9 protein-coding genes are annotated in these 14,198 nt (G+C 48.9%); 8 read left to right on the plus strand and 1 reads right to left on the minus strand.

Annotated features, from left to right (window positions below):
* Positions 1–3,473 (plus strand): ATP-binding protein (locus IQ268_RS23825; protein WP_193884425.1); only part of this gene is annotated, 3,473 nt, incomplete at its 5' end.
* Positions 3,474–3,604: 131 nt separating this feature from the next.
* Here IQ268_RS23825 and IQ268_RS23830 read toward each other — a convergent pair.
* Positions 3,605–5,362 (minus strand): ABC transporter ATP-binding protein, encoded by a 1,758-nt coding sequence (locus IQ268_RS23830; protein ID WP_193884507.1) that lies wholly within the window; start codon positions 5,360–5,362, stop codon positions 3,605–3,607.
* Between the two features lie 436 nt (positions 5,363–5,798).
* Here IQ268_RS23830 and IQ268_RS23835 point away from each other — a divergent pair, with 436 nt between their 5' ends.
* From IQ268_RS23835 to IQ268_RS23865, 7 genes are all read left to right on the plus strand, one after another.
* Complete coding sequence (locus tag IQ268_RS23835; protein ID WP_193884427.1) at positions 5,799–7,109, plus strand: MFS transporter; 1,311 nt, start codon at positions 5,799–5,801, stop codon at positions 7,107–7,109.
* A 656-nt stretch (positions 7,110–7,765) separates the two neighbouring features.
* A complete protein-coding gene (locus tag IQ268_RS23840) occupies positions 7,766–8,458 on the plus strand; it encodes a hypothetical protein (protein WP_193884429.1) in 693 nt (230 codons plus the stop codon).
* Positions 8,459–8,915: 457 nt separating this feature from the next.
* The gene (locus tag IQ268_RS23845; protein ID WP_193884431.1) at positions 8,916–10,529 is read left to right on the plus strand and encodes a sodium:proton antiporter; all 1,614 of its coding nucleotides are present in this window, start codon (positions 8,916–8,918) and stop codon (positions 10,527–10,529) included.
* A 185-nt stretch (positions 10,530–10,714) separates the two neighbouring features.
* Positions 10,715–11,290, plus strand: a complete 576-nt coding sequence (dps, locus tag IQ268_RS23850; RefSeq protein ID WP_193884433.1) for a DNA starvation/stationary phase protection protein Dps — start codon at positions 10,715–10,717, stop codon at positions 11,288–11,290.
* Positions 11,291–11,463: 173 nt separating this feature from the next.
* Positions 11,464–12,273, plus strand: a complete 810-nt coding sequence (locus IQ268_RS23855; RefSeq protein ID WP_193884436.1) for an AraC family transcriptional regulator — start codon at positions 11,464–11,466, stop codon at positions 12,271–12,273.
* 53 nt (positions 12,274–12,326) lie between these two features.
* On the plus strand, positions 12,327–13,238 hold the full coding sequence (locus tag IQ268_RS23860; RefSeq protein WP_193884438.1) for a DMT family transporter: 912 nt from the start codon (positions 12,327–12,329) through the stop codon (positions 13,236–13,238).
* A gap of 134 nt (positions 13,239–13,372) precedes the next feature.
* A complete protein-coding gene (locus IQ268_RS23865) occupies positions 13,373–14,176 on the plus strand; it encodes a hypothetical protein (protein ID WP_193884440.1) in 804 nt (267 codons plus the stop codon).
* The last annotated feature ends 22 nt before the right edge of the window (positions 14,177–14,198 follow it).

The following is a 14,198-nucleotide window of genomic DNA, read 5'->3' on the forward strand; positions in this document are numbered from 1 at the left end:
TGGCGACGGCGCTGTGGAAAGCGTTGCAGGAAGGGTTCGTCATTCCACAGACTCAGGTGTACAAGTTCTATTTGGCGGATGAAGCGCAGGCGAGTTCCACGCCGAGTGCAGAACTGGGGCATGAACCTACCGTTGCCTATCGCTTTTTGCACGACCGTGTGCAGCAAGCAGCGTATTCTTTGATTCCAGTCGAGCAGAAGCAGGCCACTCACCTCCAAATTGGCCAACTGCTGTTGAGCCATACTTCCGTCAGCGAGCAAGAGGAAACCCTGTTTGAGATTGTCAACCAACTCAACATGGCTAAATCTCTGATTGACAGGCGCGCTGAGAAAACGCAACTCGCCCAACTGAATCTGCAAGCTGGACAAAAAGCAAGGAGTGCCACTGCTTATGCTGCCGCACTGGAATACTTTGTAACTGGCATTGAGTTGCTAGGCGAAAATTGCTGGCAGGCTCAATACAGTCTTAGCTTAGAGCTATATACATCTGCCACTGAAGCAGCTTATTTGGGCGGTCATTTTCAGCAAATGGCTGATTTGGCCGCCATTGTTCTCGAACACACCAGAACTCTATTGGATCGGGTCAAGGTTTACGAAGTTGAAATCCAGGCCGCTCAGGCGCAAGCGCAGCCGTCAAAGGCAATAGAAATTGCCCGACAAATTTTGCGACAGTTAGGGGTTCATTTTCCGGAACAGCCCAATGAACAGGATATTGGACAGGCCATGGGGGAAACGCTATCGCTGTTAGCAGGTAGACAACCACTGGATTTAATTGCTCTGCCGCAGATGAGCGATCCCAAGCAATTAGCAATTATGGAGATTCTAGCCAGTGTAATGGCTTCTGCCTATGTTGCGGCACCAACATTGCTGCCCCTCGTTATGCTCGAACAGGTAAAGTTATCGTTGCAGTATGGCAATAGCTTATTCTCTTCTGATGGCTATTGCGGTTATGGCGTTATTCTGTGTGGAGTGGCAGGAGACATTGAAACGGGCTATCAATTTGGTCAGTTAGCACTTTTAGTAGAAGAACAACTCAATACCAAAAAACTCAAGGCCAGAACCTACGGACAGGTTAATTGCTGCATTTCCCATTGGAAAGAGCCGCTTGTGAATACCTTGTCTTATTTGCGAGAGGGATACCAAAGTGGCCTGGAAGTTGGAGACTTAGAATGGGGTGGCATTTGTGCTGTTCTTTACCTCATGCACGCTTGGTTTGCAGGCAAGGAACTAAATGACCTGAGTCGAGAGGGGGCAGCTATTTGTGCCCAATTTACTCAACTCAAGCAGGAAACCATGTCTAAGCAGGGAGCTATTTTTCAACAAGCTATCCTGAATTTGCTAGGTCGTTCTCCTCACGCTTGGGATTTTGCAGGAGATGCTTTTGATGAAGCAAAGCATCTGCCGATTTTGTTGGAAGCGGGGAATCAAACAGTACTGTGCTACCTTAATGTCAGTCAATTAGTCCTGTGTTATCTATTTGGGCAACATGAGCGGGCGATCGCAACAGCTATTAAACTAGAAAGCTATTTAGGTGCCGCTACAGGGATGTCATTGATTCCGGTCTTTCATACCTATGATTCTCTGGCACATCTAGCTGTTTGTTCTCAGGTTTCAGAGATAGAACAACAGCGCATTCTCAAACGAGTAACCGCTAATCAAGACAAGATAAAAGTGTGGGTTTCTCATGCTCCAGCCAATCAATTACATAAATTTGATTTAGTTGAAGCAGAACTACATCGAGTTTTGGGTCACACCGTTGAGGCGATCGACCATTACGATCGCGCCATTGCTGGAGCCAAAACGAACGGGTATCTCCAAGAAGAAGCCTTAGCAAATGAACTGGCTGCCAGGTTCTACCTCAACTGGGGCAAAGAGAAAGTTGCCGCCGTCTACATGCAGGAAGCGTACTACTGTTATGCCCGCTGGGGAGCCAGAGCCAAAACCGATGACCTGGAAATTCAATACCCCAATTTACTGCGCCCCATTCTCCAGCAAGCAGCCCAAACCCTGAACCCCTTTGAAACCTTAACGTCCATTGCGGCTCCCAAGCTTTCGATCCATAGCTCCACAACCACCAACCGCTCTTCTGGTACGAGCATCAATACCGCACTAGATTTTGCTGCCATTCTCAAAGCGTCCCAGAGCCTTTCGAGCACCATTCAACTCGACGACCTGCTGCACCAGTTAACTCAGATTATTTTGCAGAACTCAGGCGGCGATCGCTGCGCGTTAATCCTGCCCAACCACGCTGGCACATGGCAAATTGAAGCCATCGCCACACCCGAAACTACAGAACTTTGTTCGGCGCTCCTGGACGGCAATACCAACGTGCCCATTAAACTGGTTCAGTACGTCAAAAATACCCAGGAAGTAATAGTCATTGATGATCTTAAAACTGAGTTGCCAATTCTAGACGAGCATTTAATACAGCGACAGCCCAAGAGTATTCTGTGCTTACCTGTGCTTAACCAGGGAAAGCTACTCGGCATTCTGTATTTAACCAATCAATCAACCAGTGGAGCATTCACTAACGATTGCATCGTGATTCTCAACTTTCTCTGCACTCAGGCGGCCATTGCTCTGGAAAATGCTCAGCTTTATCAACAAGCTCAGATCTATGCCCAGCAGCTTGAACAATCCCAGATCCAGATTGTCCAGAGTGAAAAAATGGTGTCGCTGGGAAATCTGGTGGCAGGTGTTGCCCATGAAATCAATAACCCGATTGGCTTTCTGAATGGCAGTATCGATAATGCGATCGAGTATGTGCAAGACTTACTCGACTATCTAACACTGTATCAGCAACATCATCCTGCTACGGTGCAACCGGTTCAAAATAAGGCTGATGCTATCGATTTAGAGTTCCTCTGTGAAGACTTGCCAAAGCTTCTGGACTCAATGAAAGGTGCGACCGATCGGATCAAAGATATTAGCACCAGCCTCCGCACCTTCTCTCGTGCTGATACTGAATACAAAGTTAATGCCAATCTGCACGACGGACTTGATAGCACCCTGCTGATATTGAAATATCGCCTTAAAGCCAATGAGTATCGACCCACCATTCAGGTGACTCAAGACTATGGTGATTTGCCGCTAGTCGAATGTTTTCCTGGTCAGCTTAACCAGGTATTTATGAATATCCTGGCAAACGCGATCGATGTCTTTGACGAAGCCGCTCAGCACCTGTCTTTCGATGATTTAGCAGCCAAACCGCAGGAAATCACGATTCAAACCGCTGTGCTGGATGACCACAATGCCGTAGAAATTCGCATTCGTGACAACGGTGTTGGCATGACAGAAGAGGTGAAAACCAGAATCTTTGATCACCTGTTTACCACCAAAGGCGTGGGCAAAGGCACGGGGTTAGGGCTGGCGATCGCGCGACAAATTGTGACCGAGCAACATAGTGGCAGCCTGCATGTGCAGTCTGAGTTAGGTCAGGGCACCGAGTTCTGCATTCGACTGCCAATGGCGTGAGGATGGTTTTAACAGTGCTGAATGCCACTCGAACCGTCCCCCCAATCCCCAATTCCGGGGTAGAAACTGTTTGTTATAGGGAGAGAAAATTCAAACTGATTGAGGAGAAGATGACTATTATCTTGCCTGCATCACGATGGTGCACCTGTAGTTGAAGGCGATCGCTTCACTTGCGATTCCAGAATCGAACCATAAAGGGGGCTATGCTGCATCAACTCTTCGTGCGTTCCTTGCGCCACTAATCGGCCTTTATCCATCAGTAAAATGCGATCGGCGTTTTGCACCGTACTAATGCGCTGAGCAATGACAAACGTAGTGCAGGCTTTCTGCCGCATTAGGCCATCTAGCGCCGCTTGAATTTGAGCCGCTGTTTTAGCATCTACTGCCGAGGTGCTGTCATCCAAAATCAAAATACTGTAGTTCGTGAGTAAGGTGCGGGCGATCGCAATTCGCTGTTTTTGTCCGCCCGAAAGCCCAACCCCACGTTCACCTACGATCGTTTCATATCCCTCAGGCAGGCCAGTAATGAATTCGTGCATTTGTGCCGCTTTTGCGACCTCAATCACTTCATCCAACGTGGCATTGGATTTAGCATAGGCAATGTTTTCTCGCAACGTTCCCGAAAAGAGCGTCGTTTCTTGAAAGACAATGCCAATGTGCGATCGCAAACTGGACAGAGTAAAGTCTCGCACGTCTCGCCCATCAATCCGAACCGCTCCAGAACTGACATCGTAAAAGCGTGGAATCAGGTTCATGATGGTGCTTTTTCCGGACCCGGTTGTGCCGAGGATGGCAATCAATTCCTTTGGTTTGGTTTCAAAGGAAACGCCTTTGATGGCTTCACTAGTGGCTCCAGGATAGCGAAATGATACATGTTCGAAGGTAATTCTGCCGCTACAGCTCTCAAAAGCAACCGCATCAGGGCGATCGCGAATTTCGATTTTGGCATCCACCACCTCATACACCCGTTCCGCCGAAGCCGCTGCCTGGGCGATGGCTGGAGCCGCAAACCCAATTAGCAAAATAGGCTGCAAAATTAACAGCAGATACGAGTTGAATGCGACCAGTTCCCCAACCGAAAAGCGATCGCCAATAACGGCTGCTCCTCCATACCCCACCACCACCACCGTTACCAGGTTGCTCAACAAAAAAATGAAGGGAAACGTGTTGCGGATGGCAAGAATTGTCTTCATGTTCGTTTTTACCAGGCTATCGTTCATCCTGGTGTAGCGATCGGTTTCGGTCGATTCGCGCACAAACGCTTTGACCACCCGCACACCCAGCAAATTTTCTTGCAGGACGGCATTAAGATTACCCAGTTGCTCTTGCACAAGCCGAAACAGATCGCCATTTCGAGATAGAAACCGTGCCATTAACCAGCCAGCCATTGGAATCACGGTTAGCGTAATCAGTGCCAGTTCCCAGTTCATGATCAGCAAAATAACCGCAATGCTGACCAGCGTTACCACGGCACTGATGACCTGCATCAAGCTGGTGCTGAGGAACGTGCGAATTTGTTCAATGTCGCTGGTAACGCGGGTTAACAGTTGGGATGTTTGCGACTGATCGTGGTAACTGAAACTAAGATTTTGGATTTTGCTGAAAATGGTGTTTCGCAGATCATAGGCAACCCCTTGAGACGCAGCTTCAGCCCAAAAACTTTGCCCAAAGTTGAATAGACCGCGCGCGATCGCCGCAACCACCAGCCAGCCAGCGCTATACAACACAACTCGCAGGTTTTGCCCCGCAATGCCCTGATCGATCGCCCAGCGAAACAGTTGAGGTGTTACCGCATAAGCGGCAGTTAACAGCAATGCGCTAAGTAGGGCACCGAACGCCAGCCAACGGTAGGCGGTTAAACTCCCCAACACGCGTTGCAGCGATCGCATTGACGACTTATCTTGAAGATCGGGTTGCTGAACCAAGGAAACTCACCTTATACAGAACACTCTCCTTGATTTAGAGTAATGCCGAATGAGCAGAGTGGCGAGTCTGATGGAGTAAATCACGATAACCCAGTCATTAAAAAACCCCTGGGCGTCTGTCCATGTTTCGACTCCAGGGGCTTTTTAATTTGAATCTTACTCCTCACATTTCCATCTTCTTCCTTATTTGGTTAGTTGCCTACCTGCCTTAAGACAGATTTTAAACTGGCTGAACCCTCTATCCTGAGACGTACTTCATTTGGGTGAATATCGGTGCAAATGGAGCCGCAAACGTCCAGGCTTGCGTTTTGCTTGCGTTAGGGTATTGCTAGAGATAGGGTGCTACAAAACAACGGTCGTTTGATAGCAGTCGTCTGGTTAATCGTTAGGTGGGGGGAGTGTGGAGAAGTCCAACGTAGAACTGCCAGAACTACTACAAGCGTCGAGTCGGCAGGTTTGGGTTCAGGCGATCGGGCGATCGCTCTATCAAGCAGGCTACGGAGTCATCCAGTTTTACGTACCGCTGATTTTTGTGAATCAGGTGGGTTTGTCGGCCACCGCTGTTGGCATTGGCATTGGCAGCGGTTCGCTAGCCGGAGTACTCGGTCATTTGCTGGGCGGCTATTTAGCTGACTCTCAAGCGTATGGGCGCAAACGCACCCTGTTAATCTCAGCCGGGTTATCCATTCTGTCGGCACTCTTTTTTGTGGAAACGCAAACTCTGCCGCTGCTGGTGATCGCCAATCTGCTGCTGGGGTTAAGTGCGGGATGTTATTGGACGGCGGCTGATGCGGCAGTGATTGATGTCACATCCTCTGAGCAGCGGCATAAGGCATTTGCAGTCATGGTGCTGGCCGATAGCCTGGGAGGTGGGCTGGGTATCTTGGGAGGCGGTGTGTTGCTGGCGATGGCTGCCCAAATTCACGTCCTCTTTCTGGGTACAACTGTGCTGTTTCTGCTGTTTTTGCTGCTGGTTTTACTGGCCGTTGTTGAAACTCGGCAGGATGATGTAGAGCGAGTGCAGCCCTTACAAGGGTTTGTTAAGGCTCTGAAGGATCGATCGCTGCAACTGTTTGTACTGGTCAACATTCTCTTCACAACCTACATTGCGCTGGTCAACAGCACGCTGCCGCTCTATTTCACCAACGTGATGTCTGAGACAGCCTCAGAGACCGTTTCGGGGGCAGCATCTGGCACAACGCTGGTGAGCGTTGCCAACCTGTTTACCTGGTGCTATGTCGGAATTGGCGCAGTCTTACAATGGCCTCTTGTGCAAGGGCTAAATTCTGTCCTGCGGGTGCGGGTTCTAATGCTATCAATGCTGCTGTGGTGCATTGGGTTCTGCCTGGTGTGGGCGGCTGGATTCGTTACATCTATGCCGCTAATCAGTATGGTTGCAGCCTTTGGTTTATTGTCGATCGCTACGGCCATCTATAAACCGTTTGCCCCGGCGATTGTGGCAGAACTGGCACCAAAATCATCGCGAGGAATTTATCTGGCCATTAGCTACCAGTGTTGGTCGATTGGCTATTTTGTTGGCCCTATTGTAGGAGGTTGGGCAATGGATCAGTCCCATCCCATTGCCGACTACGCCTGGATGGTTGCCTCTGCCAGTACCCTTTTTGGCCTCGTTATCTTGTATTTCTTGGGTCAGCGTCGCCGTTCAACCCACACAACTCCAGCCGCAGACGATACGGTATCGGTGATGTAGCGCTCGATCGCTTTGCTGTTCTGATATTGCCTACGCTATTTCCCAAGACCAGCAGCTTTCTATCTTCCTAAAGCATCTCTAATCCGCATCAAGGGTATACCAAACGGTGATGCTGTCGCTTAATGGTGTCTGCTATTTTTCTTTCACAGTATAAATTATCAGGTGCAACTCCTGGTATCGTCGGCGCAAGACAATGACGGCCAAAAACTAACCGATTGAAGCGACAACAGTTTGGCCTGTACTCTCAAATTTCGGCTTCCGTTCATAGCAGATTTTGAATTATCCTGACTGATTTCCTCCGGTTTAAGCTTAACGTGAATGATTCTTCATCAACCTGTAGCAGTTTCATCAAATTGAAGTAGGAATCAGTCTATAATTAAACGTTCAAAATCTTGTAGCGTTTAACTGTTAGCGGCGATCGCTGCCGCCAGGTCAGCTATAAACACGCCAGCTAATTATTCTTTGCAAGCGATTTTAGGAAAAGTGATTAATTTGATGATAAGTTTTCAAATTTGCACTTTAATAGAAGTAGTACATACATGAAACAATGAGCGATGGTTCATTAACATTGAAATGAATGTCATCTGTTTGATAGAGTCATTCATCGACCTCGATAACGACTAACCATCATCATCTAACGGTAGGAATTTTGAGCAATGCAGAATTTAAAGTCAGCGAATCTTGCCTCTGAAGTCCCTTTGTCTAAACTGCTAGACATCGATTCTGATTTGGCGGCACAAGAAACTCAACTGTTAGCAGAATTAGAGTTAATTCAAGAAAAACGGAAGAGTTTACAAACGGTTCTCACCCTGTTTTCCGGCAGCCCGACATCCCTATCGAATCTGCCTACACCCACTACGGCTGAACCGCCTGTAGTACCTGAAGCGCCTGTGCCCTCTACGATTGAAACCACCGTTGAAGATTCAACTCCTGTAACAGTAGAACCATCTTTAGGGGTTGAATCAAACGGGTCGGCATCCAAATCACCCCACGATCAAAAAACTCGTCGCTCGAAATCAGAAACCAAATCTGCTGCCACATCAGCGCGATCGGGTAAGACTCGCAGAGGCCAGGATTTACAGCAATACATCCGAGCAGAATTTAACCAGAGTTCGCTCTCTCAGGCCGTTGGTATGGTGTTGCAACAACAGCCAAAGGATGTAGTTGGCATCCCAGAAATTATTGACTCTATCTTTATTGAAGACACACCCAAACAGGTGCGGAGCGTTGCCAGCAATCGCATTTCAACCATTCTTTCAACGGGTCAAAAAGCAAACAAATGGTATCGCGGTAGAACCGGACGCTACAGCATTTCTCAATCGGCAGCATCAGCCGACCTGAAATCGTAAGCAGTACCGTTTGCTTAACGTTTTGTTTGAAAGTTGTTTGATCCGTTTCAGCCGCCAGTCTCTATCCTAAGAGGATAGTTTTAAAGGTATTGATGGTCACTCGAACTGTTCCCTAACCCCCCCGGGGGGACTTTGAAACAGAATCGGCTCGGAAGTCTCCCAAGGTTGAGGTAATTTAGGGACAAATGCAGCCCATTTGATCCATTTAAAGCAACCTCGAAGCAGTCATACCTCTTGCCCCATACGTTCCTCAAAAATGCGGAAGGTGTGGGGCAAAAAGGTTTGAGTAACCAACAGATTCACGAACCAATAGCTATTCATTAGCCATAACACCATCTTTTTTAGATAAACCTGATATTTTGGCTGCAAGGGAACACAATTGCGTCGAGACGGCTACCTGCCAAAATTTCGAGCAGTACTAGAGTGAATCCTGTTAACGTCTCATGTAGAAGTGATCATGCACTGGTTAGTTGGACAATGGACTTTAGCACAGGGTAGTGCCGCAGAAACGGTTTCTGGAGATTTAGAGGGATTTGCAACGACTCTAATTATCCTGCTGCTAGTGGCAACCGTAGTTGCCCTGGTAACACGACGGCTACGAGTACCCTACGTTACAGGATTGGTGTTGGCCGGGTTAGCCATTACAGAACTGTTGCCAGAGCGAGTGGGGTTAGACTCCGGGCTGGTTCTCAATTTGTTTTTGCCGATTCTAATTTTTGAGGCCGCCATTAACACCGATATCAGCCGTCTTCGTAGTACCATCAAGCCGATCGCCCTATTAGCAGGTCCCGGCATCCTCCTGGCTTCGGCCATTACAGCAGGTCTGCTCAAGCTGGGTCTCAACTTAGACTGGATACCCGCCCTATTTGCAGGCGTAATTCTGGCGATTACCGACACGGTTTCCGTGATTGCTGTGTTTAAGGAAGTTGCTGTACCGTCACGGCTTTCAACCATTGTGGAGGGAGAAAGTTTATTCAACGACGGAGTTGCTCTGGTGTTATTTAGTTTGATCGCCAGTGTTTACTCTGCGGGTTCTATTACTGTCCTGGATGGGTTGCAAGAGCTGTTTGTAGTCATCATTGGCGGCACCTTTGTCGGTTTTGGGTTGGGCTATCTTAGCGTGGAGTTGTCCCGTCAGTCGGATGATGCCTTAAGCGATATTCTTTTAACCGTAGCGGTAGCCCTGGGAGCCTTCCAGGCCGGACAGTTTTTGGGCGTATCGGGGGCGGTGGCAGTGGTGGTAGCTGGGTTGGTTTTTGGCAATATTGGCGTTGCCAGAGATGCCTCTGCGTCCACTAAAATCACCATTCTCAGTTTTTGGGAATATGCGGGCTTTGGGGTAAATACATTTATCTTTTTGCTAATTGGCCTGGAGGTTGACCTGACCACCCTGTGGCGAACGTTGCCCGCTGTGCTGATGGCCGTGGTGATCTATCAGGCGGGTCGTGCCCTCTCGGTCTATCCGTTGCTGGCGTTGCTGCGGTTGTTCGATCGCCCCATTCCCCTGCGCTGGCAGCATGTTCTGTTTTTAGGAAATGTGAAAGGTTCCCTTTCAATGGCACTTGCCCTCAGTATTCCGCTGGGGATGCCAGGACGAGAAAACATTATTGCGCTTGTATTTGGCTCTGTGCTGGTTTCGTTAGTGGGGCAAGGATCAAGTCTACCCTGGTTGGTAAAACGGCTAAAGCTGTCTACTGTTTCCAGCATCAGCCAGCAGGCAGAGGAGTTGCAGGTGAAACTGATTGCGTCTAAAGCGGCTCAAGACGAGCTAGATAGTTTATTGAAATCGGGTATTTTGCCTAAAGCAATTTATGAAGAGATGCGGGCGGCGTATCAAGCGAGAATTGCCTCTTCCGAGCGACGGTTGCGCGATCTCTACAATCAACGGCAGGCACAATCGTTTAACGATGTGGGCGATCGCACCAAGCTAGATGCCATTCGGCGGCGGTTGCTGTTAGCCGAAAAGGGAGCCGTCAATGATGCGTTGCGTAAGCGTATTCTGTCCGAAGATCTGGTGCAGACTTACATCAAAGAGCTAAATGAACAGCTTTTGAAGCTGGAAGACGATTAGTGTCGCTTAACCGCTCAGTGGTTCCAGCATTGCACCCGGTTTTGTAACCTTCTTCATAGCCTACCTAGAAGCAGGAGGTGCTGATAGGAACGATGTAATACAACGATTTACGTCCAAGTACGTATTTATTTTCATGCAAGAATATTGAATTATAGAGATCGCGTCAACTTCACGGCTACAAATCTATGAGCAGCATCAATTATCAGCAATATCAGAAGCGACTCTATCCCACCCGGATCGACCTTCCTGCAGACACTCGCTCGGCTGTAGTCGAGATGCTTAACCAAACGCTGGCAGCCAGTACAGACTTAAAAACTCAAGTCAAGCAAGCTCATTGGAACGTTAAGGGGATGGACTTTTTTCAGTTGCACCAACTGTTCGATGAAATTGCAACAGAACTGGAGGAATTCATCGACAAGTTTGCCGAGCGCATCACGGCATTGGGAGGATATGCCGTTGGAACAGCGCGTGCGGCGGCGCAGCAGTCTTTCTTACCCGAATACCCATACGACATTTTAGAAGGTAAAGAGCATGTTGCAGCACTAGCCGATCGGTTGGCGGCCTATGGCAAGTCGTTGCGTCAGGCGATCGACACAGCAGATGACCTGGGGGATATGGATACTAACGATCTCTATGTTGAGGTTTCGCGCACCATCGACATGAGACTCTGGTTCCTGGAAGCTCATCTGCAACCGTCTGAACTAGCCGAAAACGGCAACGGCATTGCTGGTATCGCCAAGCAACCCGTTAAAACTGTGTAACAGCCACGGGCTGCCAGACACTCACTACAACACGATCATTGCTAGAGGGTAGGAAATATCTACCCTTTTTTGCGTTTGTAGCCGCAAGTTTTTACAAGACAGAACCATTGCTGCCGTCTATTATGAGGTTCAACGTGCCATTCTAACCGTGCCATGATTGAACAGGCAAAAGCTTGGCGATCGCCAGTATTCACAAATTTAGAGGTGCTTCATGCCACTTATCGACCCATACTTTTTCCCGACATGTGCATGAGGAGTTTTGCATTGGCGTGATTGTCGGTGGCGTAGAAGCGGTTAAGTATCGGGGGGCAACCCATGTCGCACCCAGGGGCAGTATTGTCGTTCTGCAACCCGATGAAGCTCATAGCAATTGGGCGGCAGTTGAGGCCGGGTGGAGTTTTAAGGTCATTTACCCACCTGCACGGCTCCTGCAACAGTTGATGCATGGAGACCCAGACCAACCGAGCGCCATGCCGTTTTTTGCTGATCCTGTGATTGTCGATCGATCGCTGTTTCAACGGTTGCTGCGATTTCATGCCGTGTTAGAGCAATCGGAAAGGGGCGATCGCTTAAAGCTGGAATCCCATTTAGTATCGATACTTCAGCCTTTAGTGGCTCGTTACGCTACCCCAGCCATACAGGACAGGCTCAACGCCAGAACTGACCACCGGATCGTTGAGCAAATTAAAACCTATTTGCAAGCCCATTATGGCCACGATCCCTGCTTAAAGGATTTGTCGCATGTTTGTGGTCTCAGTCCGTTTCATTTAACGCGAGTCTTTCATGAATCGGTTGGTTTGCCACCCCATGCGTATTTGACTCATCTCCGCATTGCCCAGGCCAAAACACGATTACGCCAACCTCATCCATTGACTCAAATTGCGATCGATCTGGGATTTACCGATCAAAGCCATTTCACTAAAACCTTTAAAGCCTGGGTTGGCGTTACGCCGGGGCAATACCGGATGCAGATGCAACCCTGAGACGAGCTAACTGGTTTAACCCATTTTTAAGACCATACATTTGGAGAGCAACCATGCCTGACTCCACTCGCACCCTGGCATTAACGTCGGGTTGTTTTGCTGCCCTGGGTTGGGGGCTAACTGGAATCTTGATCAAACTCATGCCTCAGTTCACAACGTTAGAAGTGCTGTCGATTCGTTTAGTGGTTGCATTTCTCGTCATGTTCCCCATTTTTTTACTGCGGCGCTCCTTACGATCCGATCTGTGCCTGTTAATGGGTAAACCGCTGGCTCTGGTGTTATCCAGTTTGATGGTGCTGTACTATCTATTTGCCGTCCGGGCGTTCCAGCTAGCGCCTGTTAGTGACGTGGTTCTAATGGTTGGTCTTTCGCCATTGTTGGGGCTGGCCGTTAAATTCATATTGAGAAAGCCGTTAGTTGCCACAGAAGGAATCGGAGCCATTGCTGCATTTAGCGGCTTGGTGTTGTTTATACTGCCCAAACTACAGGGACAGGGCAGCGATCGCGCAACCTATTTAATGGGACTATTTTTTGCGTTTCTATCGGCGGCAATTACCCTCGCCTATGCCTCGCTGTTTAAGTATTACGCTGCAACACAACCTCTGCTGAACCCCGTTCTGGTTGCCTTTATTACCTTTGCGATCGGGTCAATGATCATTACGCCAATCACCCTATTTTCTACATCACAGCATTTAAGGTTACTTTTTCAACCCAATCGGGTTGCTATCGCCTTAGCCCTGGGGGTTCTATCAACCGTGATTCCAACCGTGTGCTACAGCTATGCGGCCAGAAATTTATCACCCATTTTGACAACCGCCCTGAATTTAATCACCCCTATTTTTGCGGCGGCGATCGCCGCCATGATGCTAGGTGAACACCTGCCACTGTGGAGTGTTGCAGGTGCAGCCGTGACCCTTGTTGGCATTTTGACGCTATCCCTGCCTCACCCTATTGCCCCAGATTGACTAAACCCATCGTTCACCTATTCGTTACTGCCAACCATAATAATTTCGATGAACTTCCTTGCTCATACACAGGCAGGACGCGTATATATAGGCTGTAAATTAGCAACTGTATACCGAATTACTTGGCGATCGCAATGCTAGGACAAAAACACACGACTTTACTCAATAACCAGTCCGTTCGCTCTGTTGCCCTTACTTCCAATTTGGCAAAGACCGGGATCAGTAGCTTAGGCGGGCGATTGGCTCAACTGGGGCGCAGTTCGTCTCAAGCGGCGATCGCCAACCGGGCGGCATCTGGCGCATCGGCTCAGGCCAAACCCAAAGTTCCGCTGAACGGCACCTATAACCTGAGGGTGACGGGGGTATCCCTGGCAGGTAATACCGCCATCCCGATCGCCACAACGACCTATACACCCATTGAAGTCTTCAACTTGCCAGGACGGCTGACCCTGGAAAAAACCTTGCCCCAGGGAGTAGATTTCAAAAACGGCAAAAACGTCAGAGAAATTGGGCTATTTGTGGGCATCAATCCGTTGTTGGGGGTCAATGCTAATCCTCAAGCGGGTGCCGCCTGGTTTGCCACCAACAGTCGAGTGTTCCGTCGTGCTGGCGGCAGCTTTAGTCAGGCACCTACCCTCGATGTCTCCTATGTTGGCATCAACACTAAAACGAGCAGCCTCAAAGTGGTGGTCGATTACAACGCGGCACGAACAACACAGCTCAACAGTTTTAACTGGCGTACCAGCGTGTTTGCAGCACCAAAACAGATTTTAGTAGGCGATATGGAGCTTCAGTTCCGCAACAACGGGCGACGTGTGGTGGGCAGCGTTCGCTTTTACGGCACCGGATTTGTGGAACAGGGTGCCTATGGCTATGAAGCTTCGTTTACCGGAACGCGACGGAACAATCAGAACGCAGCAACGACAAAACAGGCATGATGGTTGTGTTGGCTGTTTAATG

The organism is Oculatella sp. LEGE 06141 (genome assembly GCF_015207605.1).
Lineage (GTDB): Bacteria > Cyanobacteriota > Cyanobacteriia > Elainellales > Elainellaceae > Oculatella.

Coding starts and splice junctions, on each gene's coding strand:
- IQ268_RS23830 (WP_193884507.1), bottom strand. CDS start 5,362: ATGCGATCGCTGCAACGCGTGTTGGGGAGTTTAACCGCCTACCGTTGG.
- IQ268_RS23840 (WP_193884429.1), top strand. CDS start 7,766: ATGCAGAATTTAAAGTCAGCGAATCTTGCCTCTGAAGTCCCTTTGTCT.
- IQ268_RS23845 (WP_193884431.1), top strand. CDS start 8,916: ATGCACTGGTTAGTTGGACAATGGACTTTAGCACAGGGTAGTGCCGCA.
- dps (WP_193884433.1), top strand. CDS start 10,715: ATGAGCAGCATCAATTATCAGCAATATCAGAAGCGACTCTATCCCACC.
- IQ268_RS23860 (WP_193884438.1), top strand. CDS start 12,327: ATGCCTGACTCCACTCGCACCCTGGCATTAACGTCGGGTTGTTTTGCT.
- IQ268_RS23865 (WP_193884440.1), top strand. CDS start 13,373: ATGCTAGGACAAAAACACACGACTTTACTCAATAACCAGTCCGTTCGC.